The sequence below is a fragment of the Stenotrophomonas sp. SI-NJAU-1 genome (assembly GCF_020883215.1).
In the GTDB taxonomy this organism is placed as follows: Bacteria; Pseudomonadota; Gammaproteobacteria; order Xanthomonadales; family Xanthomonadaceae; genus Stenotrophomonas; species Stenotrophomonas indicatrix.
Map to the genome: position 1 here is coordinate 3,013,368 of NZ_CP086598.1, position 24,293 is coordinate 3,037,660.

22 protein-coding genes and 1 tRNA gene are annotated in these 24,293 nt (G+C 66.0%); 5 read left to right on the forward strand and 18 right to left on the reverse strand.

The genetic code is table 11. The features are described from left to right. Positions 1 to 3: 3 nt before the first annotated feature. From nuoH to LMF57_RS13975, 12 genes are all read right to left on the reverse strand, one after another. Complete coding sequence (gene nuoH, locus LMF57_RS13920; RefSeq protein WP_093820604.1) at positions 4 to 1,098, reverse strand: NADH-quinone oxidoreductase subunit NuoH; 1,095 nt, start codon at positions 1,096 to 1,098, stop codon at positions 4 to 6. After that, positions 1,095 to 3,329 (reverse strand): NADH-quinone oxidoreductase subunit NuoG, encoded by a 2,235-nt coding sequence (gene nuoG, locus LMF57_RS13925; RefSeq protein WP_117310916.1) that lies wholly within the window; start codon positions 3,327 to 3,329, stop codon positions 1,095 to 1,097. Before nuoG ends, nuoH begins: the two co-directional genes overlap by 4 nt. After that, positions 3,326 to 4,666 (reverse strand): NADH-quinone oxidoreductase subunit NuoF, encoded by a 1,341-nt coding sequence (gene nuoF / locus LMF57_RS13930; RefSeq protein ID WP_025876206.1) that lies wholly within the window; start codon positions 4,664 to 4,666, stop codon positions 3,326 to 3,328. Before nuoF ends, nuoG begins: the two co-directional genes overlap by 4 nt. A gap of 4 nt (positions 4,667 to 4,670) precedes the next feature. After that, entirely contained in the window at positions 4,671 to 5,198 is a 528-nt protein-coding gene (gene nuoE, locus LMF57_RS13935; protein ID WP_025876204.1) for an NADH-quinone oxidoreductase subunit NuoE, read from the reverse strand. A 97-nt stretch (positions 5,199 to 5,295) separates the two neighbouring features. Further along, the gene (locus tag LMF57_RS13940; protein WP_025876202.1) at positions 5,296 to 6,603 is read right to left on the reverse strand and encodes an NADH-quinone oxidoreductase subunit D; all 1,308 of its coding nucleotides are present in this window, start codon (positions 6,601 to 6,603) and stop codon (positions 5,296 to 5,298) included. Next, positions 6,600 to 7,346, reverse strand: coding sequence for an NADH-quinone oxidoreductase subunit C (locus tag LMF57_RS13945; RefSeq protein WP_049465987.1), 747 nt, complete (start codon positions 7,344 to 7,346; stop codon positions 6,600 to 6,602). The genes LMF57_RS13940 and LMF57_RS13945 overlap by 4 nt, the downstream gene beginning before the upstream one ends. A gap of 33 nt (positions 7,347 to 7,379) precedes the next feature. Beyond that, a complete protein-coding gene (locus tag LMF57_RS13950) occupies positions 7,380 to 7,934 on the reverse strand; it encodes an NADH-quinone oxidoreductase subunit B (protein ID WP_025876198.1) in 555 nt (184 codons plus the stop codon). Then, positions 7,925 to 8,281, reverse strand: coding sequence for an NADH-quinone oxidoreductase subunit A (locus tag LMF57_RS13955; RefSeq protein ID WP_005414075.1), 357 nt, complete (start codon positions 8,279 to 8,281; stop codon positions 7,925 to 7,927). Before LMF57_RS13955 ends, LMF57_RS13950 begins: the two co-directional genes overlap by 10 nt. A gap of 112 nt (positions 8,282 to 8,393) precedes the next feature. Further along, positions 8,394 to 8,478 (reverse strand) — tRNA-Leu (locus LMF57_RS13960). Between the two features lie 51 nt (positions 8,479 to 8,529). After that, the gene (secG, locus tag LMF57_RS13965) at positions 8,530 to 8,967 is read right to left on the reverse strand and encodes a preprotein translocase subunit SecG (protein ID WP_025876192.1); all 438 of its coding nucleotides are present in this window, start codon (positions 8,965 to 8,967) and stop codon (positions 8,530 to 8,532) included. Between the two features lie 50 nt (positions 8,968 to 9,017). Further along, positions 9,018 to 9,773: a triose-phosphate isomerase gene (gene tpiA / locus LMF57_RS13970; RefSeq protein ID WP_117310919.1), complete on the reverse strand. Its 756-nt coding sequence runs from the start codon at positions 9,771 to 9,773 to the stop codon at positions 9,018 to 9,020. A 904-nt stretch (positions 9,774 to 10,677) separates the two neighbouring features. Continuing rightward, positions 10,678 to 11,655, reverse strand: a complete 978-nt coding sequence (locus LMF57_RS13975) for a 2-oxoglutarate and iron-dependent oxygenase domain-containing protein (protein ID WP_049469229.1) — start codon at positions 11,653 to 11,655, stop codon at positions 10,678 to 10,680. 150 nt (positions 11,656 to 11,805) lie between these two features. Between LMF57_RS13975 and LMF57_RS13980 the strand changes: the two genes are divergently transcribed. From LMF57_RS13980 to galE, 4 genes are all read left to right on the forward strand, one after another. After that, complete coding sequence (locus LMF57_RS13980) at positions 11,806 to 13,689, forward strand: sulfatase-like hydrolase/transferase (RefSeq protein ID WP_229290057.1); 1,884 nt, start codon at positions 11,806 to 11,808, stop codon at positions 13,687 to 13,689. A 20-nt stretch (positions 13,690 to 13,709) separates the two neighbouring features. Further along, positions 13,710 to 14,849, forward strand: a complete 1,140-nt coding sequence (locus LMF57_RS13985) for a glycosyltransferase family 4 protein (protein ID WP_229290058.1) — start codon at positions 13,710 to 13,712, stop codon at positions 14,847 to 14,849. After that, positions 14,842 to 15,699 (forward strand): polysaccharide deacetylase family protein, encoded by an 858-nt coding sequence (locus LMF57_RS13990; protein WP_117310923.1) that lies wholly within the window; start codon positions 14,842 to 14,844, stop codon positions 15,697 to 15,699. Before LMF57_RS13985 ends, LMF57_RS13990 begins: the two co-directional genes overlap by 8 nt. Before the next feature lie 70 nt (positions 15,700 to 15,769). Further along, positions 15,770 to 16,777: a UDP-glucose 4-epimerase GalE gene (gene galE / locus LMF57_RS13995; protein ID WP_208082607.1), complete on the forward strand. Its 1,008-nt coding sequence runs from the start codon at positions 15,770 to 15,772 to the stop codon at positions 16,775 to 16,777. Positions 16,778 to 16,849: 72 nt separating this feature from the next. Here the strand turns inward: galE and glmM are convergent, their stop codons facing one another. The 5 genes from glmM to trpB form a co-directional block, all read right to left on the reverse strand. After that, positions 16,850 to 18,214, reverse strand: coding sequence for a phosphoglucosamine mutase (gene glmM / locus LMF57_RS14000; protein ID WP_117310925.1), 1,365 nt, complete (start codon positions 18,212 to 18,214; stop codon positions 16,850 to 16,852). Then, positions 18,214 to 19,089, reverse strand: a complete 876-nt coding sequence (accD, locus tag LMF57_RS14005) for an acetyl-CoA carboxylase, carboxyltransferase subunit beta (protein WP_117310926.1) — start codon at positions 19,087 to 19,089, stop codon at positions 18,214 to 18,216. The genes glmM and accD overlap by 1 nt, the downstream gene beginning before the upstream one ends. 218 nt (positions 19,090 to 19,307) lie before the next feature. Next, positions 19,308 to 20,117: a tryptophan synthase subunit alpha gene (trpA, locus tag LMF57_RS14010; protein ID WP_208082606.1), complete on the reverse strand. Its 810-nt coding sequence runs from the start codon at positions 20,115 to 20,117 to the stop codon at positions 19,308 to 19,310. Between the two features lies 1 nt (position 20,118). Further along, positions 20,119 to 20,796, reverse strand: a complete 678-nt coding sequence (locus LMF57_RS14015; protein WP_033831651.1) for a hypothetical protein — start codon at positions 20,794 to 20,796, stop codon at positions 20,119 to 20,121. Beyond that, positions 20,793 to 22,010, reverse strand: a complete 1,218-nt coding sequence (trpB, locus tag LMF57_RS14020; RefSeq protein ID WP_032975005.1) for a tryptophan synthase subunit beta — start codon at positions 22,008 to 22,010, stop codon at positions 20,793 to 20,795. Before trpB ends, LMF57_RS14015 begins: the two co-directional genes overlap by 4 nt. Before the next feature lie 96 nt (positions 22,011 to 22,106). On the opposite strand from trpB, the gene LMF57_RS14025 reads away from it, so the two are divergent. Beyond that, complete coding sequence (locus tag LMF57_RS14025) at positions 22,107 to 22,994, forward strand: LysR family transcriptional regulator (RefSeq protein WP_140228029.1); 888 nt, start codon at positions 22,107 to 22,109, stop codon at positions 22,992 to 22,994. Positions 22,995 to 23,179: 185 nt separating this feature from the next. Here LMF57_RS14025 and LMF57_RS14030 read toward each other — a convergent pair whose 3' ends face one another. Further along, entirely contained in the window at positions 23,180 to 24,289 is a 1,110-nt protein-coding gene (locus LMF57_RS14030) for a toxic anion resistance protein (protein WP_229290059.1), read from the reverse strand. Positions 24,290 to 24,293 lie beyond the last annotated feature (4 nt).

Consider the following 24,293-nt stretch of genomic DNA (forward strand, 5'->3'; position numbering starts at 1 on the left):
CACTTACACGCCCTTTTGAATCACGCCGAAGAACACCATGACGGCGGTAACCGCGATCCAGAGAATGGTCAGCGGGATGAAGACCTTCCAGCCCAGGCGCATGATCTGGTCATAGCGGAAGCGCGGGAAGCTTGCACGGAACCAGATGTAGGCACTGGCGAAGAAGAAGACCTTGACGAACAGCCACGGCCAGCCGCCCTTCCAGATCCAGTCGATGAACGGCGAGATCTCGCCCGGGTTGACCCAGCCCTGGATCGGGCTCAGCCAGCCGCCGAGGAAGAAGATCGAGATCAGGAAGCTGATCAGGATCATGTTCGCGTATTCGGCCAGGAAGAACAGGGCGAACGCACCGCCGGAATACTCGACCATGTGGCCGGCGACGATTTCCGACTCGCCTTCCACCACGTCGAACGGCGCGCGGTTGGTCTCGGCAACGCCGGACACCCAGTACACGATGAACAGCGGGAACAGCGGCAGCAGGAACCAGTCGAAGAAACCGGAGTTGCCAGCCTGGGCCATCACGATGTTGCTGAGATTGAGGCTGCCCGAAGCGATCATCACGCCGACGAGGGCGAAACCCATCGCGATTTCGTAGCTGATCATCTGCGCCGAGGCGCGCATGGCACCCAGGAACGCATACTTCGAGTTGGACGCCCAACCGGCGAGGATGATGCCGTAGATGCCCAGCGAGGTCATCGCCAGCAGGTACAGCAGGCCGGCATTGGCGTTGGACAGCACCAGCTGCGAATCGAAGGGCACCACCGCCCAGGCCGCGAAGGCCGGGGCCAGGGTGATCAGCGGTGCCAGCAGGTAGATCGCCTTGTTGGCGCTGCTCGGCTGGACCACTTCCTTGAACAGCAGCTTGAAGACGTCGGCGAAGGCCTGGAAGATGCCCATGCCCACGTACATCGGGCCGTGGCGGACGTGCATCCAGCCGATCAGCTTGCGTTCCCAGACCACGTAGAAGGCCACCGCGACGATCACCGGAACGGTGATCACCAGGATCTTCAGGATGATCCAGATCAGCGCGCCGATGTCACCCAGGCCAAGCAGCCACTGGTGCAGCGGATCGACCGCGTTAATCAGCAATTCGTTCATGCAGCCACCACCGAAACACGAGCGGCACCCAGCGGCGCGGTTGCGCCGTGGCCCGATTCAATCCAGACCGAACCCGCAGCGACGCGGGCGTCGACCACCACCGGCAGGGTGGCCTTGCCGGCATCGGTGCCGACCTTGGCCATCTGCCCTTCCTGCAGTTGCAGGCGGGTGGCATCGTCAGCGTTGAGCACGATGCGCGGGGCATTGTTGAGCGGATGCGACTGCAGCGCCGGGGCGCGACGGACCACCGCATCGGTGCGGTAGATCGCAGCGGTCGAGGCCACTTCCAGGCCCTCGCCCGCCAGCACCGGCTGTGCGGAAGCGGAAACCTGCACCGCCACCGGTGCCAGGCTGGCGCGCAGGCCGGCCAGGTCGGTGAACTCGAAACCGGCCACGGCCAGCTCACCGCCGAGCGCACGCAGCACGCGCCAGCCTTCACGGGCTTCGCCCGGCAGCTTACCGCCGGCACGCGCCGACTGCTCGCGACCGTCGAGGTTGGTCAGGGTGGCATCGATTTCCGGCAGCGCGCCGATCGGCAGGATCACGTCGGCAACGTCGCGGGTCGAGGCGCAGGCGAACTGGCTGAAGGCCACCACCTGTGCGCCGACCAGCGCCTTGCGCGCGGCCGGAGCATCGGCGAAGTCCAGGCCCGGTTCCAGGCCGTAGACCACGTAGGCCTTGCGCGGATCGGCCAGCATCGCAGCGACGTCCTTGCCGGCCGGCAGCACGCCGGCGCGGGTCAGGCCGATCGCATTGGCGCCCTGCGGGATGCGGCACAGCTTGGCACCGGTGGCAGCGGCGAAATCACGCGCAGCGGCGCGGATCGCGGCAGCCTGCGGATGATTCTCGGCGATGCCACCGACGATCAGCACCGTATTGGTACCGCCCTGCACCGCCGAACGCAGCTCGGCGTTGGCCAGCGCATCGGCGAACTTCGACGGAGCCACGATCTGCTTGCCGGCAACGCTGAATGCGAAGTCGAAGTCCACCGGATTGACGACGTGGATCTTCGCGCCCTTGGTGGTCTGCGCCTTGCGCAGGCGGGCGTGGAGCAGCGGCAGTTCGTGGCGGATGTTGCTGCCCAGCACGACGATGCGGTCGGCGCCTTCGATTTCGGCCAGCGGCAGGCCGAACACTTCGGCAGTGGCGGCGTCGGAGAAGTCGCGGTTGTTGATGCGGTGGTCGATGTTGCTCGAACCCAGGCCGGTGGCCAGGCGGGCCAGCAGCGCGCCTTCCTCGTTCGAGGTGGACGGGTGCACCAGCACGCCCAGGTTGTCGCCCTGGTTGGCCTTGAGGATCTCGGCGGCCGCGGCCAGGCCTTCGGCCCAGCTCACTTCCTTCCACTCACCATTGACTTTGCGCAGCGGCTTGACCGCACGGTCTTCGCTGTACAGGCCCTGGTGCGAGTAACGGTCACGGTCGGACAGCCAGCACTCGTTCACCGCTTCATTGTCGCGCGGCACGGTGCGCAGCACTTCGCCGCGACGCACGTGCAGGAACAGGTTCGAACCCATCGCGTCGTGGTAGCCCAGCGATTCGCGCGCGGTCAGTTCCCACGGACGGGCGCGGAACTGGAACACCTTGTTGGTCAGCGCGCCGACCGGGCACACGTCGACGACGTTGCCCGAAAGCTCGGTGGTCAGCGGCTTGCCGTCGTAGGTACCGATCTGCAGGTTTTCACCGCGGTACATGCCACCCAGTTCATAGGTACCGGCAACGTCGGCGGTGAAGCGGACGCAGCGGGTGCACTGGATGCAGCGGGTCATCTCGGTGGCGACCAGCGGGCCCATGTCCTCGTCGGCCACCACGCGCTTGCGCTCGTTGAAGCGGCTGACCGAACGGCCGTAGCCCAGCGACACGTCCTGCAGTTCGCACTCGCCGCCCTGATCGCAGATCGGGCAATCCAGCGGGTGGTTGATCAGCAGGAACTCCATCACCGAGCGCTGGAACTTCAGCGCCTTTTCACTGCGGGTGGCGACCTTCATGCCTTCCATCACCGGCGTGGCGCAGGCCGGTGCCGGCTTCGGCGACTTTTCCACATCCACCAGGCACATGCGGCAGTTGGCAGCGATCGGCAGCTTCTCGTGGTAGCAGAAGCGCGGAATCGAAATGCCCGCCTTGTCGGCGGCCTGGATGATCATCGAACCCTTGGGCACGACCAGCGACCTGCCATCGATCTCGATAGTGACGTGGTCCGGTGGCACGCTGGGATTTATGGGTTGCGCGCTCATGCAGCGGCTGCCTCCACCTTCTTGCCGTCAACCATCGAATGACCGTTGACGATGTAGTACTCGAATTCGTCCCAGAACTGGCGCAGGAAGCCCTGGATGGGCCATGCCGCCGCTTCGCCGAACGCACAGATGGTATGGCCTTCGATCTGGCCGGCCACGGTCTTCAACTGGTGCAGGTCTTCCATCGTGGCCTTGCCGGCGACGATGCGCTCCAGCACGCGGTGCATCCAGCCGGTACCTTCACGGCACGGGGTGCACTGGCCACAGGATTCCTTGTGGAAGAACTGGCTGATGCGGCAGGCGAACTTGACGCAGCAGACGCTGTCATCCAGCACCACGACCGCACCGGAGCCCAGGCCGGAGCCCAGTGCACGGATGGTGTCGTAGTCCATCGGCAGACCCTTCAGCTCGGCCGCGGTCAGCACCGGCATGGACACGCCGCCCGGGATCGCGCCCTTGAGCTTGCGACCCGGCTTGAGGCCGCCGGCCATTTCCAGCAGATCGTCGAAGGTGGTGCCCAGCGGCACTTCGAAATTGCCGCCCTTCTGCACGCAGCCGGACACCGAGAAGCACTTCGGGCCGCCATTGGCGGTCAGGCTCAGGCCCTTGAACCACTCCGGACCATTGCGGATGATCGCCGGCACCGAACCATAGGTTTCAGTGTTGTTGATCGTCGACGGCTTGCCATACAGGCCGAAATTGGCCGGGAACGGCGGCTTGTAGCGCGGCTGGCCCTTCTTGCCTTCCAGCGATTCCATCAGCGCGGTTTCTTCGCCGCAGATGTAGGCGCCGGCACCCAGGGCGCCGTAGATATCGATATCCACGCCCGAGCCCAGCACGTTCTTGCCCAGCCAGCCGTTTGCATAGGCATCGGCCAGGGCCTGCTCGAAGTGCTCGAACGGCTCGTGGTGGAATTCACCGCGCAGGTAGTTGTAGCCCACGGTCGAGCCGGTGGCGTAGCAGGCGATCGCCATGCCTTCGACCACCGAATGCGGGTTGTAGCGCAGGATGTCGCGATCCTTGCAGGTGCCCGGCTCGGATTCATCCGAGTTACAGAGGATGTACTTCTGCACGTTGCCCTTGGGCATGAAGGACCACTTCAGGCCGGTCGGGAAACCGGCGCCGCCACGGCCGCGCAGGCCCGAGGCCTTGACCATCTCGATGACCTGCTCCGGCGGGATCTTCTCTTCGAGGATCTTGCGCAGGGCAGCGTAGCCACCGGTCTTCAGATAGCTTTCGTACGACCACGGGGTGTCGTAATGCAGGGTGGTGTAGACCACCTGGTGCGGCAGCGGCGCGGGGCCGACCGGACCCTTGGATTCGTGGTGATGTGCCATGCCCTTACTCCAGCCCGTCCAGAAGCTCGTCGACCTTTTCCAGGGTCAGACGCTCATGGTAGTGACCATTGATGACCATCATCGGTGCACCCGCGCAGCCGGCCAGGCACTCTTCCTCGCGCTTGAGGTAGACGCGGCCGTCAGCGGTCGACTGACCGTTCTTGATGCCCAGCTTCTTCTCGCAATGGCGCACGATGTCTTCGGCGCCATTGAGCCAGCAGCTGATGTTCGTGCAGATGGCCACGTTGTTGCGGCCCACCTTCTCGGTCTCGAACATCGAGTAGAAGCTGGCAACCTCGTAGGCCCACACCGGCGGCAGGTCCAGGTACTTGGCCACGCCGGCGATCAGCTCGTCGGTCAGCCAGCCCTGGTTCTGCTCCTGGGCAGCATGCAGACCCTGCAGCACGGCAGAGCGCTTGCGGTCCGGCGGGAACTTGGACAGCCAGTGATCGATGTGAGCGCGGGTTTTGTCGCTCAACACCACCATCGGGTCGACGTCGCGCGCCGCCTCGAAATTACCTGTCGCCTTCATCGGCCGACCTCAGCGAAATGCATAACGTGAAATTGCAGAAACTGCGGCGCCGGCTTGCGCCGGCTGCCTGCAGCGGGCGTTGGCGTGGCGGACGGCATTACCGGTCAACCTCGCCGAACACCAGATCGTAGGTACCGATCATCGCCACCACGTCGGCCAGCATGTGGCCGCGCACGATCGAATCGATCGAGGACAGGTGGGCAAAGCCCGGCGCACGAAGGTGTACGCGGAACGGCTTGTTGGCGCCGTCGGAAACCAGGTAGCAGCCGAATTCGCCCTTGGGCGCTTCAACCGCGGCGTAGGTCTCGCCGGCCGGCACGCAATAGCCTTCACTGAACAGCTTGAAGTGATGGATCAGCGCTTCCATGTCGTCCTTCATGTCCTCGCGCTTGGGCGGAGCGACCTTGAAGTTCTTGACCATGACCGGGCCGGGGTTGGCCTTCAGCCATGCCACGCACTGCTTGATGATGCGGTTGGACTCGCGCATTTCGGCAACGCGGCACAGGTAGCGATCGTAGCAATCGCCTTCCTTGCCCAGCGGGATGTCGAAATCGACGGCATCGTACTTCGCATAGGGGCGCTTCTTGCGCAGATCCCAGGCGACGCCCGAGCCACGCAGCATCACGCCGGTCATGCCCCACTGGTGGGCCAGCTCCGGGGTGACCACGCCGATGCCGACGGTACGCTGCTTCCAGATACGGTTGTCGGTCAGCAGGGTCTCGTATTCGTCGACACGACCCGGGAACTCATTGGTGAAGTTCTCCAGGAAGTCCAGCAGCGAACCTTCGCGCGAGGCGTTGAGGTTCTTCAGGGCCTTGCCCTTGTGCCAGCGCGATTCCTTGTACTTCGGCATGTGGTCCGGCAGGTCGCGGTAGACACCGCCCGGACGGTAGTACGCCGCGTGCATGCGCGCGCCGGAGACTGCTTCGTAGCAGTCCATCAGCTCTTCGCGCTCGCGGAAGGCGTACAGCATCACCGCCATCGCACCCAGGTCGAGCGCGTTGGAACCCAGCCACATCAGGTGGTTCAGGATGCGGGTGATCTCGTCGAACATCGTGCGGATGTACTGCGCACGCTCCGGCGCCTCGATGCCCATCAGGGTCTCGATCGAGCGCACGTAGGCGTGCTCGTTGCACATCATCGACACGTAATCCAGGCGATCCATGTAGCCGATCGACTGGTTGAAGGGCTTGGATTCGGCCAGCTTCTCGGTGCCCCGGTGCAGCAGACCCACGTGCGGGTCGGCACGCATGATGGTCTCGCCGTCCATCTCCAGGATCAGACGCAGCACACCGTGCGCGGCCGGATGCTGCGGGCCGAAGTTCATGGTGTAGTTGCGGATTTCCTGCCGGCTTTCGGCAGCGTTGCTGGCGAATGCTTCGCCGGCCTGGTGTACGTGACTCACTTCACTGCCTCCTGCGAGCGCTCGCCGGCAGCGGTCTGCAGGCGGGCGTCGTCGCGGATCACGCGCGGCACGCCGACGCGCGGCTCCACCGAGGTGACCGGTTCGTAGATGACACGCTTCTTTTCTTCGTCGTAGCGGACTTCGACGTTGCCGATCAGCGGGAAGTCCTTGCGGAACGGATGGCCGACGAAACCGTAGTCGGTCAGGATCCGGCGCAGGTCCGGGTGACCTTCGAAGATCACGCCATACAGATCGAACGCTTCGCGCTCGAACCAGTTCAGCCCCGGCCAGATGCTGGTCAGCGAGGACACCACCGGCAGCGCTTCGTCAGGCGCGAAGCAGCGCAGGTGCATCATCAGGTTGTGCTGGTACGAACGCAGCTGTGCGACCACGGCAAAACGCTGGGCCGGCATGTGCTGCGGACGGGCGCCGTCGGCGCTCTCTTCGCTGGGGAATTCGCCCCAGGCGAAGCGGCCCTGGGCCTTGCCCTCGACACCGCGGCTGAAGCCCTGCGAGGACACGTCGGCGGTGTCCCACTCGTCGGAGCCATAACCGAGGTAATCGACGCCGCAGAGGTCCACGGCCTGCTCGAAACCAAACTCGTCACGCAGCGCGAGGGCGGTGGCGTGCCACTCAGCGGCAGGCACTTCCAGCGTCACTTCGCCGCGGGGTTCGACCACGATGACCTTCGCACCAGCGAAACGTGCGGAGAGTCGGTCGATGAAGGATGCTTGCTCTGCCATGGGGGCTTGGCGCGCTCTTGTCAGGTGAAGGGGTCAGCGGGCGATGGTCTGTGTACGCCAGATCTTCTTCTGCAGCTGCAGGATCCCGTACACCAGCGCCTCGGCGGTCGGCGGGCAGCCCGGGACGTAGACGTCCACCGGCACCACGCGATCACAGCCGCGCACCACAGAATAGGAGTAGTGGTAGTAACCACCGCCATTGGCGCAGCTGCCCATGGAGATCACCCACTTGGGGTCGGGCATCTGGTCATAGACCTTGCGCAGCGCCGGGGCCATCTTGTTGACCAGGGTGCCGGCGACGATCATCACGTCGGACTGGCGCGGCGACGGGCGGAACACCACGCCGTAGCGGTCAAGGTCCAGGCGCGCTGCACCTGCGTGCATCATTTCGACCGCACAGCAGGCCAGGCCGAAGGTCATGGGCCACATCGAGCCGGTGCGTGCCCAGTTCAGCAGCGCATCGACGCTGGTGGTGACAAAGCCCTTTTCCAGCAGCGGGTTGTCGCCTTCCGGCCGCAGGATGTCGTCAACCCGCCCTTCCGGGACAGGATTGGTCATCAGGCCATCGAGAGTCTGAATCACTCCCATTCCAGCGCTCCCTTCTTCCAGACATAGATGAAACCGAGGAACAGCATGCCGACGAACAGACCCATGGTGACGAGCGAACGCGCGCCAAGCTCCATGAAGACCTGCGTCCACGGCACGATGAAGATGATTTCCAGATCGAAGACGATGAACTGGATCGCGATCAGGTAGTAGCGCACGTCGAACTTCATACGCGCGTCTTCGAAGGCTTCGAAGCCGCACTCGTACGGCGACAGCTTTTCCAGATCGGGGCGGCGGGGACCGAGGAATCGACCAACCAGCATCAGCGTAATGCCGATACCGGTGGCAACGATCAGAAACAGCAGAGACGGCAAATATTCGGCCAGCACAGCGATTCTCTCTTGCCTCTGCCGCTGCGCCTGCAGGCGCTTTGGCATGGGGGAGTGGACGGGAAGCTGCCTGGCGCCTTGCGCGCCAGACCAACCCGCTTTACTTACTAAATGGTGCCCAAGAGGGGACTCGAACCCCTACGACCTAAGTCGCTACCACCTCAAGGTAGTGCGTCTACCAATTCCGCCACCTGGGCAAACGATCACATCAGACTATCTTCCCGATGCGCCGCGTATTGTAACCGGCTTCAGTCTTTCTGGGAGCCTTCCGAAGGCTTTTCTTCACCAGAAACCGAAGATTCCGCCTGAGCCGGCACAGTTGCGGCCGGAACCGGGGCGGCCGGGACCGCATCGGCCTTCGGAACGGCCGGCAATTCGCCCGCCGGAGCGGCCGGAGCGCTGGCCGCCGGGGCGGACATCAGACCCAGATCCTGATCGGCGGCCGGGCGGTTGCCATGGCCGGCATACCAGGCCATGAAGAGGCTGATGCCGAAGAACACCACGGCCAGCCACTTGGTCGACTTGGACAGGAAGTTGGACGCACCACGAGCACCGAACACCGTCCCCGAGGCGCCAGCGCCAAAGCCCGAACCTGCCGCCGCACCCGAGCCACGCTGCATCAGGATCAGCGCGACCATGGCTACGGCAACCAGCACGTAGACGACATTGAGGATCAACATCAGCATTGGAAATCCGCCCTCGGACTAGAGTGCCGGCGGCTGGCCGGCAACCGTAACTAATTGTTTGCCGCCGCCTCTGCGATGGCCAGGAAGTCGGCGGCCACTAGGGAGGCACCACCAACCAGCCCACCATCGACATCCGGCTGCGCGAACAGTTCCCCGGCATTGTCGGGCTTCACGCTACCGCCGTAAACAATGGGCAGTGAATCAGCAATTCTAGCATCGATGCGCGCGACTTCGCCACGAATGAACGCGTGCACCTGCTGCGCCTGCTCCTTGGTTGCGGTGCGGCCGGTTCCGATCGCCCAGACCGGCTCGTAGGCGACCACGGCATTGGCGAAGCCTTCGGCCCCGACAAGCTCGAGCACCGGGGCAAGCTGGCTGGCGATGACCGCCTCGGTCTGCCCGGCCTCGCGCTGCTCGAGGGTTTCACCGACGCACAGCACCGGCACCAGGCCGGCATGCAGGGCGGCGGCGAACTTGCGCGCGACCAGCTCGCTGCTCTCATGGTGGTACTGGCGGCGCTCGGAGTGGCCGACCAGGCCATAGCGGGCACCGACCTCGTGCAGCATGGCCGCACAGACCTCACCAGTGTAGGCACCCTTCTCGTTGCTGCTGACGTCCTGTGCGCCAAAGGCCAGGCCGGTGCTGCCGAAGTCTTCGACCAGCTCACCCAGGTAGGGCATCGGCGGCAGGATGACCACCTCCACCCCGCTCCTGGGCAGCCCGGCAGCGACCTGCCCCAGCAGTTCGGTGGCGAATTGACGGCTGCCGTGCAGCTTCCAGTTTCCAGCGACGATCTTGCGGCGCATGCGCGGGTGGCTCCTGTGTGAACTCAGCCGCCCATGATACCTGCTGCGGCAAAAAACCGTTTCTTTGTAAGCGGTTACATGGATTTTCAGCCAACGGCGCAGCCCCTCGTGGCGGGTTTAGGTTGGTCGCGGGAGCCCCGGGTGGATTTGCGGGGTTGGCCGGGCGGGTGGGCTGCGCAGGGGACGCTGCAAGTCCCCCTCCGGGGCCCGGCCCAGCCGCTGGCGGCTGTGCGTTCGGGCGCTTGCGAAGCAGTGCTTCGCAAGCAAAGCGCCCTCACCCCTGTAAGCCCGGTCGCCGCATCCATGCGGCTCACGCCCCTGCGCAGCCCCACCCACCCGGCCCCCTGACACATTCCGGCGGTTCCGCCCGCCACGGAAAGAAAAAAGAAGATCAAGAGCAAAAGCGAAAGCGAAAGCGAAAGCAGCACTTCAACCCCTCCCTGCTTCGAGACCTGACAGATCTCATCCACGCATGGCGTGGATAAATAGATAGATCGTGTCGACCAAGGTCGACACCTACCAACAGCCGCGGGAAATTGTCGGGGGCGGGGCGGTGTGGGTTGGCAGGACCGGTGGCGCCATGGGCCCGAGGCATGCCTCGGGCGGGTTGGGCAGGACGCCCACCCCCGGTCTTGCCGTGCGCGCAGGACAGCGCACACGAGCAAGGCGCCATCGAGCCCCAGGGATGGGTTTAAGGCGTGTCCTGCCAGCCCACACCACCCCGCCCAACCCACAGAATCCCAGAGCCGCTTTGGCTCTGGCTCTGGCTCTGGCTCTGGCTCTGGCTTTGGCTCTGGCCTCTGCGGGTGCAGGGTGCAACCCTGCCGAAACCCCTCCGCTGCGCTCGCCAGGCATGGCCCGGCGCTAGCCGTAACAAAAAGGCCGCCTTTCGGCGGCCTTTTTGTTACTTCAGCTTGATCTCGCGCAGGCGCTCTTCGAGGAAACCGTGCGCGGTGATCGGTTCCGGGTACCGGCTGGGATTCTCCTCGGTGATGCACGAAGGCAGCACGTCGATCAGGAAGTCCGGGTTCGGGTGCAGGAAGAACGGCACCGAATAGCGCGGCTGGCGGGCCAGCTCGCCCGGGGGATTGACCACCCGGTGGATGGTCGACGGATACACATGATTGGTCAGGCGCTGCAGCATGTCGCCGATGTTGACCACGATGGTGTCCGCGTCCGAGGTGAACGGCACCCAGTCCCCGTCATGCGACTGCACTTCCAGGCCCGCCGCGCTGGCACCGACCAGCAGCGTGATGAAGTTGATGTCGCCATGGGCACCGGCGCGCACGTTCGGGATGTCGTCGGTGGTGATCGGCGGGTAATGGATCGGGCGCAGGATCGAATTGCCGAAATTGGTCTTGTCGGCGAAGAAGTGCTCCGGCAGGCCGATGTGCAGGGCCAGCGCCGAAAGCACGCGCGAACCGAGGTTGTCCAACGCCTGGTACAGCCCGTAACCGCGCTCGCGGAAGCCCTCGACCTCGGACGGCCACAGGTTCGGCGCCATCACGTCCCGGTACTTGGAGTCGTCGGCGATCTCGCGACCGATGTGCCAGAACTCCTTCAGGTCGAAGTGCTTGGAGCCCTTGGCGGTCTCCACACCGAACGGGGTATAGCCGCGGGCGCCGCCGCTGCCTGCCACGTGGTACTTGCGCTTGGTCTCATCAGGCAGTGCGAAGAAGGCCTTGAAGACGTCGTAGGCCGCGTCGATGTCGGCCTGCGGGATGCCGTGGTTGCGGATGCCCGCGAATCCCCACTGGCGGTACGCCGCCCCCAGCTCGGCCACGAAGGCGTCGCGGTCACTGTCGAAACGGGTGATGTCGAGGGTGGGGATCTGGCTCACAGCGGTTCCTGGCTTGTCGTTGAGTCGGTATGGGCCCGCCATGTCATGGCGACCGATCTGAACATTGTGACAGATAGATCGAGGCATGCCACCGACACACTGAAACAAACCGATACAATGCGCGACCCGGGCGGTTTAACGACTTCGTCACACCGGGAAACGCCCTCGCTGCCCACTTGAACCCGCCGCTCCATGCACGCCGCCCTGCCCGCCCCCACCGCCGCCGATCTACCCGCGCCCGCCAGACGCTGGCGCAGGCTGGCCTGGTGGTCCCTGCTCATCGCGGCCAACGCGGTACTTGCCGCGCTCATCGCGTTGGGCAACGTGCCATTGCGCGACAACCCCGGGGGGACCCTCGGCCTGGCCTATCTGGCCATTGCCCTGCCCGGCCACCTGCTCGCGTTCGGCGCACTGGCCGGTCTGCTGCCGTTGGCCATCGGCCTGTGGCCGCGCAGCGCGCGCGCGTTGAGCGTCTCGGCGGTGATCTGCCAGGGCCTGTGGCTTTGCCTGCTGCTGGTGGATGCCAAGGTCTTCGCGCTGTATCGCTTCCACCTCAACGCGATGGTCGCCAACATGGTGTTCGGCGGCGCCCTGCAGGATCAGGTCAGCCTGTCCTGGAAGACCTGGCTGCAGGTGGCGGCTCTGGTGTCGGCGATCTTCGCCGCGCAGGGCCTGCTGGCCTGGGCGTGCTGGAAGCTGCTGCCCGCAGCGCCACGGCGGCGGCGGGTACTGCAGGCCTGGGCGGTGGTTGCCCTGCTGATGGGCGGCGGCCAGGTCGCCACTGCCTACTACGACGCGCTCGGCGAGCGCGCAGTGATCAGCCAATGGAACTACCTGCCATGGGCGCAGCCGATCACCGCCAAGAGCGCGATGCGTCGCTTCGGCGTGGTCAGCCAGCAGCAGGTCGGCCTGCCCGATCCGCGCCATGCCCAGCTGAACTATCCGTTGCAGCCCCTGCGCTGCCAGAGCCACCAGCGGCCGAACGTGCTGATGGTGGTACTGGAGTCGTTGCGCCATGACGTACTCACCGCGCAGTTCATGCCCAACGTGTCGCAACTGGCCCGTTCCTCGCGGGTGTACGAACATCATTTCAGCACCGGCAACGCCACCCGCTATGGTCTGTTCGGGCTGCTGTACGGCCTGCCGGGTGGCTATTGGCCGAGCATGCTCGACGAGCAGCGCGGCTCGCAGTTGTTCAAGGTGCTGGGACAGCAGGGCTATGACCTGCATCTGTATGGCAGCGCACCGCTGTACAGCCCGGAGTTTGATCGCACCGCGTTCGCCGATGTCCGCGACCAGCTGCACCAGGGGCCGTCCGAACTGACTTCCGACGGCCGCGATGCCGCCATCGTCGCTGCGCTGCAGAAGGACATCCGCGCCAGCCAGGCCGCCCAGCGCCCGTGGTTCGGTTTTGTGTTCCTCGATTCCACCCACGCGCCCTACCACATGCCGGCCGGCTATCGGCCGCTCGCCACGCCGATGGCCGAGGCCATCGATTTCCTCAAGTTCGGCCCCGGGCACGACCCAACACCGGAGTTGAACCGCTACCACACCGCGGTGCATTACGCCGACAGCCTGATTGGATCGCTGCTGGACGACCTGCGCGCGCAGGGGCTGGAGCAGGACACGATCGTGCTGGTGACCGGTGACCACGCCGAGGAATTCAACGACCTCAAGCTGAACTACTGGGGCCACAACGGCAACTTCTCCAACCACCAGCTGCAGGTGCCCTTCGTGCTGCATTGGCCCGGCCAGGGTGGCGGCCACGACGCGCGGGTCAGTTCGCACGAAGACTGGGTGCCGACGCTGATGCGCCACGGCCTGGGCTGCGAGAACGCATTGACCGACTACAGCACCGGCCACGACCTGCTGGCTGCACCGACCGGCAAGCGTGCGCTGGTGGTGGAAAGCTGGTCGCAGCGCGCAGTACGCAATGGCGAGGCGATCTACGTGTTCGACAAATTCGGCAACGCCACCGCGCTCGATGCGCGCTATCGCCCGTTGCCGCAACAGGCCCCCGACGCCGCCAGCATACGCGCGGCATGGGAAGCGCTGACCCGCTTCCGCAACCGCTGATCCGAAGGACCGATCCACGCATGAACCGTCCGCTGCGCATCCTGCATACCGAAGCCGCCAAAGGCATGGGTGGGCAGGAGATCTACATCTTCCGCCACATGCAGGTGATGCGCGCGCGCGGCCATCATGTCGCCCTGCTGTGCCAGCCGGACGCGCGCCTGGCCACGCGCGCACGCGAAGATGGCTTCACCGTGCATACGCTGCGCATGGGTGGCATGGCCCGCCTGCTGCGCGGCATATGGTCGGTGTCACGGCTGGTCCGCCGCGAGCGCTACGATGTGGTCAATACCACCAGTCGGCGCGACGCGCTGATCGCCGCGGCGGGTGCACGCCTGGGTGGCACGCCGCTGGTGGTGCGCTCGCGACACCTGATGAGCCCGGTGAACTCATTGCTGACCTACACCGGCCTGCCTCACCGGGTCATCACGGTGAGCAACTTCGTCAAGCAACTGCTGGCCGACCGTGGCATTCCCGCCGATCACATCGGCATCGTGCCGCCGATGGCGGTTGCTCCAACCGACGCCACGCAGGAGACGTCCTGGCAGGCGTTGCAGGAGACGCGCGCACGCGTGCGCGCCGAGCTCGGATTCGAGGAACAGGACATCGTCGTAGGCTGCGTGGCAGTGCTGCGCGAGCCCAAGGGCCACGCCGAACTGCTGCAGGCCATGGTGCCGCTGTGCAGAACCAACCCGCACCTGCATCTGGTGGTGGTCGGCGATGGCCAGGCAGTGATGCAGCGCCTGCAGGCCACCTGCGCCGAGCACGATCTGCAGCGCCAGGTCCATCTGCTGGGCTTCCGCAGCGATGCCAGCCAGCTGATGCCCGGCTTCGACATCTTCGCTCTGGCCACCCACAAGGAAGCCTCGGGCACGGTCTTCCTGGAAGCGGCACAGGCGGGCCTGCCGATCGTGTCGCATCGGGTCGGGGGCGTGCCTGAAATGCTGGTGGAAGGCAGCAATGCCATCCTCACCCGGCTTGGCGACAGTGCCGCCCTCACCGGCGCGCTGCGGCTGCTGGTGGACGATCCCGAACGCCGCCGGCAGATGGGACGTTCCGGCTGGGACTGGATCCGCAGTGCCACGCGTTTCAGCCCCGAAGGACACGCTGAAGCCACCGAACACTACTACCACCAATGGATGAAGGAGCTGGGTCATGGCTAATGCCAGAACCGTACCGGTGCTGATGCATCATCACGTCAGCAACTCGCCCGGCATGATCACGGTATCGCCGGAGAATTTCGAAAGCCAGATCGCCTGGCTGGCGCGCACCGGCTGGACCTCGTTGACGTTGGACCAGTACGCCGGCTTCCTGGCCGGCAAGCCGGTGCCGCGCAAGTCGATCGTGATCACCTTCGATGATGGTTACCTGGACAACTGGGTCTACGCCCATCCGATCCTGCAGAAGTACGGCATGCACGCGGTGGTGTTCGTGGTGACCGGCTGGATGCACGAGGGACCGGTGCGCCCGCATGCCGGCATCGCCGGCGCCACGCTGCCGGAAACACCCGAGCATCGCGCCTGCGAAGACCTTATCTACAGGCAGGGCCGCAGCGATGAGGTGATGATGCGTTGGAGCGAAGCACGTGCGGCCATCGAGGCGGGCACCTTCGAGATCCACTGCCATACCCACACCCATACGCGCTGGCTGCGCCGCCAGGATCTGGATCGGGCCCAGCGCCGCGCCGGCATCAGTGGCGACCTGTCGATGGCAAAGGAAGTACTGCTGGAGAAGCTGGGCGAAGTGTCCGACACCCTGTGCTGGCCGTACGGCGATTTCGACCAGGACTACATCGAAGTGGCGCGTGAGCAGGGGTTCCGCTACCTGCATACCACCCATCCGTTCGGACGCAACGTGGTCGGCGGCGATCCCGAGCGCATCTACCGCTTCGCCATCCGCAACCGGCCGGCAAGCTGGCTGCGCAAGCGCATCGCGTGGAGCTACAACCCGCTGATCGCACCGCTGTTCAACGGCTTCAAGGCGCGGCAGAAGAAGATGGTGCCGGGGCCGTGATGGCGCCACCAGCCCTGGGCTGACACAGCTTCGGCAAGGAAGCTCCAACAGAGTGGAAGGACTACAGGAAATGAACGTTCTGGTTACCGGCGGCGCTGGATTCATCGGCTCCCACACCTGTGTGGAGCTGCAGCAGCAGGGCCATGTGGTGGTCATCGTCGATTCGCTGTGCAACAGCGACGTCGGGGTGATCGGCCGGATCGGCGACATCACCGGCATCGCGCCGCTGTTCGTACAGGCCGACGTACGCGACCGTGCGCGGATCACCACGGTGCTGCGCGAGCATTCGATCGATGCGGTACTGCATTTTGCCGCACTGAAGTCGGTTGGCGAATCGCGGCAGATGCCGCTGCACTACTTCGACAACAACATCAACGGCACCCTCGCCCTGCTCGGCGCCATGCGCGATGCCGGGGTGGGCACGTTCGTGTTCAGCTCGTCGGCAACCGTGTACGGCGACCAGGACCATTGCCCGGTGGCCGAAACGGCCTCTACCTGCGCGATGACGCCCTATGGCCGTTCGAAGCTGGTGGTGGAGCAGCTGCTCTCCGACCTGGTCGGCGCCGACACGGCGCTGCATGTGGCAACGCTGCGCTACTTCAACCCGGTGGGGGCGCATTCAAGCGCCCTGATCGGCGAGCTGCCGCAGGGAACGCCCAGCAACCTGATGCCCTACATCGCCCAGGTGGCCGCCGGCCTGCTGCCCGAAGTGCAGGTCTTTGGTGATGACTATCCGACCTGTGACGGTACCGGCGTACGCGACTACATCCATGTGCAGGACGTGGCGCGGGCCCATGTGCTGGCACTGCAGTACCTGCGCGACAAGCGCCGCAGCATCACCCTGAACCTGGGCACCGGCCAGGGCCACAGCGTGCTGGAACTGATCAAGGCCTTCGAGCAGACCGTCGGCCGGCCGATCCCGTTCCGGATCACCGGTCGCCGTAGCGGCGACATCGCGGTGAGTTTTGCCGACCCGTCGCTGGCCCTGCGCGAGCTGGGCTGGACCGCGCGCCATGGCCTGGCGGACATGTGCCGCGACACCTGGAAATGGCAGACGGAAATGACGCGCAGCGCCTGATGCCTTGCTTGCGGCAGACAGCAACATGGCCGCACAGGCGGCCATGTTGTCGGTTCGATCCAGCGACAGGGCTCAGGCCGCAGCCGCTGTCCTGACCGCCGCTGAAAGCCGGTCCAGGGTGTCCTGCATCAGCGTCGCGTCATCGGCCTCGACCGTGACCCGCACCACCGGCTCGGTGCCGGAAGGACGCAGGAAGGCACGCCCGCGGCCGGATACCGCATGCTGCGCTTCGAGCAGCGCAGCCTGCACGCTCTCGGCCTGCACGGTGGCCTTGGCCGAGACATCGCCAAGGCGCACGTTGACCGTCTTCTGCGGCACCTTGGACAACGGCTGCAGCGCATCGCGCAGGTTCTTTCCCTGCTGCTTCAGCGCCACCAGCACCTGCAGGGCACTGACGATGCCGTCGCCGGTGGTGGCCCGGTCCAGGCACAGCAGGTGGCCGGACGCTTCGCCGCCGAGCACGCCGCCTCCCTCCACCAGTGCCTGATGCACGTAGCGGTCGCCGACGTTGCTGCGCTGGAACGGAATCTGCAGTTCGGCCAGGGCCTTTTCCAGACCGAAGTTGCTCATCAAGGTACCGACCACCGGGCCGCGCAGGCGCCCTTCGGCCTGCCATGCGCGCGCCAGGATGTACACCAGGTCATCGCCGTCGACCGGGTTGCCGCGGTCATCAGCCATCAACACCCGGTCACCATCACCGTCGAAGGCGATGCCCAGGTCGGCGCGGGTCTCGCGCACCTTGGCAGCGAGGTTGTCGATGTGGGTGGACCCGACGCCGTCGTTGATGTTGACGCCATTGGGTTCGGCACCGATGCCGATGACCTCTGCCCCCAGTTCGCGGAACAGCAGCGGCGCGATCTGGTAGGTGGCGCCATGCGCGCAGTCGAGCACCAGGCGTACACCGCGTAGATCGAACGCGCGCGGCACGCTGGACTTGCAGAACTCGATGTAGCGGCCGACGGCCTCGCGTGCACGCGAGGCCTTGCCGAGCTTCTCCGAAACGGCCGTGGTGAACGGCACGTCCAATGCGGCTTCCAGCGCCAGCTCGGTTGCATCGTCGAGCTTCTCGCCCTGGGCGGAGAAGAACTTGATGCCGTTGTCGTAATGCGGATTGTGCGAAGCACTGATGACGATGCCCGCATCCACGCCCAGGGTACGGGTCAGGAAGGCAACGGCCGGGGTCGGCATCGGGCCGAGCAGCTGCACGTCAGCGCCCGCAGCGACCAACCCGGCTTCCAGCGCGGCTTCGAACATGTAGCCGGAGATCCGCGTGTCCTTGCCGATCACCACGATCGGACGGCGCCCCTCCTGGCCACGCTGGGCAACCAGCACACGGCCCAGGGCGTTGCCCAGGCGCAGCACGAAATCAGCCGAGATCGGCCCTTGACCGACCCGGCCGCGGATGCCGTCGGTACCGAAGTACTTGCGGCTCCCCATCAAGCCTCCTCCGGTGCCGGCTCACGGCGCAGCATCGCCAGCAGGTCGGCCAGGCGGTCGCGCAGCTCACGACGGTCGCAGATCTGGTCGATGGCCCCGTGCTCGAGCAGGAACTCCGAACGCTGGAACCCTTCCGGCAGCTTCTCGCGCACGGTCTGCTCGATGACGCGCGGGCCGGCGAAGCCGATCAGTGCATGCGGTTCGGCGATGTTGATGTCACCCAGCATCGCGAACGATGCCGACACACCGCCGGTGGTCGGGTGGGTCAGCACCGAAATGTACGGCTGCCCGGCTTCACGCAGTCTGCCCAGCGCTGCCGAGGTCTTGGCCATCTGCATCAGCGAGAACAGGCCCTCCTGCATGCGCGCGCCGCCACTGGCGGAGAAGCACACGTAGGGTGCGCCGATCTCGGCGGCGGTCTCGGCGGCAAGGGCGAAGCGCTCGCCGACCACCGAGCCCATCGAGCCTCCCATGAAGGCGAAGTCGAAGGACGAGGCCACCAGGGGGCGGCCCTTGAGCAGGCCGCGCATGGCGATCAGCGCGTCGTACTCACCGGTGTTCTTCTGCGCGATCTTGATGCGCTCGCTGTACTTCTTCTGGTCCTTGAACTTCAGCAGGTCGGTCGGCCCCAGGCGGGCAGCGATCTCGGTGCTGCTGTCGGCGTCGAACAGCGCAGCCAGACGCGCGCGGGCGCGGATGGCCATATGGTGGCCGCACTTCGGGCAGACCTCCAGATTCTCTTCCAGCTCCGGACGGTACAACGCACTGCCGCAGTTGCTGCACTTTTCCCACAGGCCCTCGGGGACGCTGCGCTTCTTGCTGGGGGTGTTGTCGGTGCGGATGCCAGACGGCATCAACTTGCTGAGCCAACTCATGCGGGAGGACACTTCCGTTCAGGGCGGCCCGGGGGCCGCAAAGGCGGACAGTCTAGCTCCGCTTTCCCCGCCCGTGCACCCCCTGCCCGGCCTTCGGCGCGCTGGAAAAAACCATGCTGGGACGTACGTTTAGCGTTGGCGGTAGTGCCGGCCGCTGGCCGGCAACCCCTTGCACCCGGATGGGTCGGGCGGATGCCGGCCAGCGGCCGGCACTACCGTTACGCGTCCAACGCCTGCCGCAGCGGAGCCAGGAACGCTGCGGCGCGCTGCGCCGCATCCTCGGCGGAGGTCGCTTCGGCCAGCACCGCCACCAGTGCGCTGCCGACCACCACGCCGTCGGCCTGGCGGGCCATGGCCGCCGCACTCGCGGCGTCCTTGATGCCGAAACCGGCCACCACCGGCACGCTGGCCCTGGCCCGCAGCGCCTGCAGGCGTGCGCTGGCCGCGTCGCTGTCCAGTCGTTCCGAGGCGCCGGTAACCCCGGCAAAGCTGACGTAGTACAGATAGCCGCGGGCCAGCGCCAGCAGCTTGTCGGCGCGTGCCTCGCTGGTGGTCGGCGATGCCAGCAGAACCAGCGCAAGGCCTGCAGCCTCGAAGGCCTGCTGGGCTTCGCCGGCTTCTTCCGGCGGCAGGTCGACCAGCAGCACACCGTCCACGCCAGCCGCCACCGCCGCTTCGGCGAACGCCACGTAACCGTGGATCTCCACCGGGTTGAGATAGCCCATCAGCACCACTGGCGTATGCGCGTCCTGTTGCCGGAACTGCGCCACCGCCTGCAGCACGTAACGGTTGCCGGCACCGCGTGCCAGCGCACGCTCGGAGCTGCGCTGGATGGTCGGGCCGTCGGCCATCGGATCGGAGAACGGTACGCCCAGTTCGATCACATCGGCACCGGCCTGGACCAGCGCGTGCATGACCGGCACGGTGGCGTCCAGCGAAGGATCACCGGCGGTGATGAAGGGGATCAGGGCCTTGCGCTGCTGCTGGCGCAGGCGCTGGAAACAGTCATCGAGTCGGGAAACAGGCATCTCAGGCACATCCTTCAATCAGTTCAATCGCTTCGCTGGTCCCCCAGTACATCAGGATGACCTTCCCTTCAAACACTTCCAGGCGGATGCCCAGGTCCGAGCCCGGGTCCTGCCAGGTCAGGTACTCGCCCTGATCGCCGTCGTAGGCGTGCGGGCTGGAGACCGGCGCGCCGGGGAACTGCGCCACCGCCTGCGCCCGCGTCATGCCGATGCGCAGTCCGAATGGACCCGGCTGGTCGACCGGCGCCTTGGCGTCCTCGCCCGGACCAAGATCGAAACGGACCACGCGGTCTTCGTCGGTCATCATCGACACGCCGGGCGGCAGCCCCTTGCCGTCGTAGTACTCGCAACTGCCGCCGATGGCTTCGACCGCGCCCATTGCCTTCCACGGCCCGAAGGCCTTCAGGTCGCTCATGTGCTGGCCGATCAGCACCTCGCCGGCATGATCCAGCGCCACCGACGCCACGGCGGGCGCGTCATCGCTGGAGACTGCGGCCGAGGCCGGTGGATCATCGATGGGCGTGCTCGCAATCGGGTCGACGTCATCGTTGGCCGCCATCGGCTGCGCCGGTTGCGCAGCGGCCTTGGCCGCCGGCGCCAGCACCGGCGGTTCCGGCGGTTGGCACGCGGCCAGGCCCAGCACCAGCAGCACGCCCGTACTGCGCATCAGTGCGCTCACAGCACCAGCCCTTCGCGCGCCGCGATGGTATGCACGTCCTTGTCGCCACGTCCTGACAGGTTGCACAGCACGATCTGGTCGCGCGGACGCCCGCGCGCGAGCTTCATCGCCTGCGCAAGCGCGTGGCTGGACTCCAGCGCCGGCAGGATGCCTTCGGTGTGGGCCAGCAGATGGAAGGCCTGCAGCGCCTCTTCGTCGGTGATGCCGACGTAGCGCGCACGGCCGCTGTCGGCCAGGAACGCATGCTCGGGGCCGACGCCCGGGTAATCCAGGCCGGCCGACACCGAATGGGTCTCGATGATCTGGCCATCGTCGTCGCACAGCACATAGGTGCGGTTGCCGTGCAGCACGCCCGGGCGGCCGGCGGCGATGGAAGCTGCGTGGCGGCCGGTGTGGATGCCATCACCGGCCGCTTCAGCGCCGACGATCTCGACCTGGCGGTCGTTGAGGAAGGCATGGAACAGGCCGATCGCATTGCTGCCGCCGCCGACGCAGGCGGTGATCGCATCAGGCAGGCGACCGTACTCGGCCAGCATCTGCTCGCGTGCCTCGCGGCCGACGATGGCGTTGAAGTCGCGCACCATGCGCGGGTACGGGTCTGGACCCGCTACCGTGCCGATGATGTAGAAGGTGTCCTGCACGTTGGTGACCCAGTCGCGCATCGCTTCGTTGAGGGCGTCCTTCAGGGTGGCCGAGCCGGAGGTGACCGGCACCACCGTCGCCCCGAGCAGTTTCATGCGGTAGACGTTGATCTTCTGCCGCTCGATGTCGGTGGCACCCATGTACACCACGCACTCCAGGCCCAGCCGCGCCGCGACGGTGGCACTGGCCACGCCATGCTGGCCGGCGCCGGTCTCGGCGATGATGCGCTTCTTGCCCATCCGCGCCGCCAGCAGCGCCTGGCCGATGGTGTTGTTGATCTTGTGCGCGCCGGTGTGGTTCAGGTCCTCGCGCTTGAGCAGGATCTGCGCGCCACCGACGTGGTCACTCAATCGTTCAGCATGGTAGATCGGGCTCGGCCGACCCACGTAATGGGCCAGGTCGCGGTCATAGGCCAGCTGGAACGCCGGATCCTGGCGGGCCTGGTCATAGGCCTGGGCCAGTTCCTGCAACGGGCCGACCAGGGTTTCGGCGACGAAGCTGCCACCGTAACGGCCGAAGTGGCCCTGGGCGTCAGGGAAGGCATGGAAATCGGCGATGGGGGAGTCAGGCATGGAGACGACCGGTCGTTCAGACAGGTGGATACTCTAGCGCACGGATTGTGTCCGGAAAATGGATATTATCTGGCCTGTCCCGTCAGGAAATCTCACATGAGCACGTCACTGCTGCCGCCCTTGAATGCCCTGCGGGCGTTCGAGGCCACCGCACGTCTGGGCGGCGTTGGCCGCGCGGCCCAAGCGCTGCATGTGACCCATGGCGCGATCAGCCGGCAACTGAAGCTGCTGGAAGACCATCTGGGCCTGGCCCTGTTCCAGCGCGCCGGCCGCGGACTGCGCCTGACCGCCGCCGGCACCCGCCTGCAACAGGCCTGCAGCGAGGCGTTCGGCGGCATTGAAGACTGCGTACGCGAACTGCGGCGGCCAAGCGCGGAGCCGGCCCTGGTGCTGGGCTGCAGCGGCAGCGTGCTGGCGCGCTGGATGATTCCGCGGCTGCCGGCACTGCAGGCTGCCCTGCCCGGCGTGCGCCTGCAGTGGTCGGCGCTGGATGGCAGTTTCACCGAGGCGCAGGCCACGCTGGATGCGGTGCTGCTGCTGGCACAGGGACCATGGCCGCGCGGCTGGCAGGTGCGCGAGTTGGCACCGGAACGGGTGGGTGTGGTGGTGGCGCCCTCGCACCCGGCCGCGCAGCGGCTGCGCCATGTGCCGCCGTCGGCCTTGCTGCGGGAAACGCTGCTGCACACCAGTTCGCGTCCGCAGGCGTGGCCTGCATGGGCGCAGTCGCACGGACTGGACCCGGCCCAGCTGCAGCTCGGCACCGGCTTCGAACACCTGTACTACCTGCTGGAAGCGGCGGTAGCGGGGTTGGGCCCGGCGATCGCGCCGGAGCCGCTGGTGGCCGAGGATCTGGCAGCGGGGCGGCTGGTGGCCCCTTGGGGGTTCGCCGCGACCGGCGGGTTCTGGGTGCTCGCGCGGCCGGACGGGCCTGTCGATGCGCGCGTGGACGCGCTGGCCGATTGGGCGGTTGGGCAGTTGCGTTGAACGGGGTTCTGCCGGCCTGCCGCTGCGGGGAATGGCCGCAGATGTGGCTTCTGTAGATCCGGACCCGTGCCCGGCTGCGTTGAGCTGCAGAACACGCCTTGCTTCGCACGGAAGCCGAGCATGGGCTCGGCTCTACACAAGGCCAACCGGCAGCGATCGAGCAAGCTCGACGCTGCGAAGCATGATTACGACGCCGTCGGCGCCGCCAGGCGCTGCTGCAGGTCCTCGCGCAGGCGCGACAGCTCGACTTCGGCCTGCTGCCGCTGCTGCATGCCCTCGCGATGGATGCTGCGCACTTCCTCGACGGTAGCGATCAGCTGATCGTGTACGTGGCGCAGCGTGGCCACGTCGATCACACCGCGCTGGTTGCTGCGTGCGGTGTCCACCGACGCCTGGCGCATCAGGTCGGCATTGCGTCGCATCAGCTCATTGGTCGCATCGTCGATGGCATTGGCCAGTTCGGCGGCGTTCTTCTGTTCGCCCAGCGACAACTGGATCGCGAACTGACGCTTCCACGAGGGGATGGTGATGTCGCGGACGGTGTTGAACTTCTCGATCAGCTGCAGCGCATTGGCCTGGATCAGGCGGATCATCGGCAGCGACTGGTCAGCCGCGTGCTGCATCAGCTGCAGGTCGGAGACGCGCTTCTCGATCAGGCGGATCGCATTGTCGATCTCGCTCTGGCGGATGCGCTGCTGCGGGTCATCGCTGCCCTGCCCCAGCAACTGCTCGGACTGCAGCTGGGCCAGGCGCTGCTTGCCGGCGGCGGCATACAGGCCCAGCGCATGACGCTCCTCGCGGACGATGTCATGCATGCGGTCGAAATCGCTTACCCGCTTGCCCATCAGCGCCTGTTGCGCACCCACGTCGCCGAGCAGCTGTTCGATCTGCGAATTGGTATCGCTGAACTTCTGCACCAGCTCGCCCTTGGAAGAACGCAGGCGATCGATGACGCCACCGATCAACGGCACCTTCGAGCGCTGGGAAAAACCATCCAGCTTGAGCTCGCGCGCGATGCGCACCACTTCGCCGAGCTTCTCGCCATTGGCGTCGAGGTCACGGTTGCGCACCTGGTCCAGCAGCTGGCTGGAGAAGGCCGTTGTGCGTGCGGCGGCTTCACGGCCGAACACCTGCAGGTTGCCCGGACGGAGGTCTTCCAGCTCGCGGCCGATTTCGGCGATGCGCGGCAGGTCGTCGCGGACCAGGCCGAGGGCCTTCAACGTGCTGTCATCAAGTTCAGGGGCGGGCGTGGTGGCGGGCACGAGCGTGCCGGAGTTCTGGCTGTCCTGGGTCATCGGG

Coding starts and splice junctions, on each gene's coding strand:
- nuoH (WP_093820604.1), bottom strand. CDS start 1,098: ATGAACGAATTGCTGATTAACGCGGTCGATCCGCTGCACCAGTGGCTG.
- nuoG (WP_117310916.1), bottom strand. CDS start 3,329: ATGAGCGCGCAACCCATAAATCCCAGCGTGCCACCGGACCACGTCACT.
- nuoF (WP_025876206.1), bottom strand. CDS start 4,666: ATGGCACATCACCACGAATCCAAGGGTCCGGTCGGCCCCGCGCCGCTG.
- nuoE (WP_025876204.1), bottom strand. CDS start 5,198: ATGAAGGCGACAGGTAATTTCGAGGCGGCGCGCGACGTCGACCCGATG.
- LMF57_RS13945 (WP_049465987.1), bottom strand. CDS start 7,346: ATGGCAGAGCAAGCATCCTTCATCGACCGACTCTCCGCACGTTTCGCT.
- LMF57_RS13950 (WP_025876198.1), bottom strand. CDS start 7,934: ATGGGAGTGATTCAGACTCTCGATGGCCTGATGACCAATCCTGTCCCG.
- secG (WP_025876192.1), bottom strand. CDS start 8,967: ATGCTGATGTTGATCCTCAATGTCGTCTACGTGCTGGTTGCCGTAGCC.
- tpiA (WP_117310919.1), bottom strand. CDS start 9,773: ATGCGCCGCAAGATCGTCGCTGGAAACTGGAAGCTGCACGGCAGCCGT.
- LMF57_RS13975 (WP_049469229.1), bottom strand. CDS start 11,655: ATGGCGGGCCCATACCGACTCAACGACAAGCCAGGAACCGCTGTGAGC.
- LMF57_RS13980 (WP_229290057.1), top strand. CDS start 11,806: ATGCACGCCGCCCTGCCCGCCCCCACCGCCGCCGATCTACCCGCGCCC.
- LMF57_RS13985 (WP_229290058.1), top strand. CDS start 13,710: ATGAACCGTCCGCTGCGCATCCTGCATACCGAAGCCGCCAAAGGCATG.
- LMF57_RS13990 (WP_117310923.1), top strand. CDS start 14,842: ATGGCTAATGCCAGAACCGTACCGGTGCTGATGCATCATCACGTCAGC.
- galE (WP_208082607.1), top strand. CDS start 15,770: ATGAACGTTCTGGTTACCGGCGGCGCTGGATTCATCGGCTCCCACACC.
- glmM (WP_117310925.1), bottom strand. CDS start 18,214: ATGGGGAGCCGCAAGTACTTCGGTACCGACGGCATCCGCGGCCGGGTC.
- accD (WP_117310926.1), bottom strand. CDS start 19,089: ATGAGTTGGCTCAGCAAGTTGATGCCGTCTGGCATCCGCACCGACAAC.
- trpA (WP_208082606.1), bottom strand. CDS start 20,117: ATGCCTGTTTCCCGACTCGATGACTGTTTCCAGCGCCTGCGCCAGCAG.
- trpB (WP_032975005.1), bottom strand. CDS start 22,010: ATGCCTGACTCCCCCATCGCCGATTTCCATGCCTTCCCTGACGCCCAG.
- LMF57_RS14025 (WP_140228029.1), top strand. CDS start 22,107: ATGAGCACGTCACTGCTGCCGCCCTTGAATGCCCTGCGGGCGTTCGAG.
- LMF57_RS14030 (WP_229290059.1), bottom strand. CDS start 24,289: ATGACCCAGGACAGCCAGAACTCCGGCACGCTCGTGCCCGCCACCACG.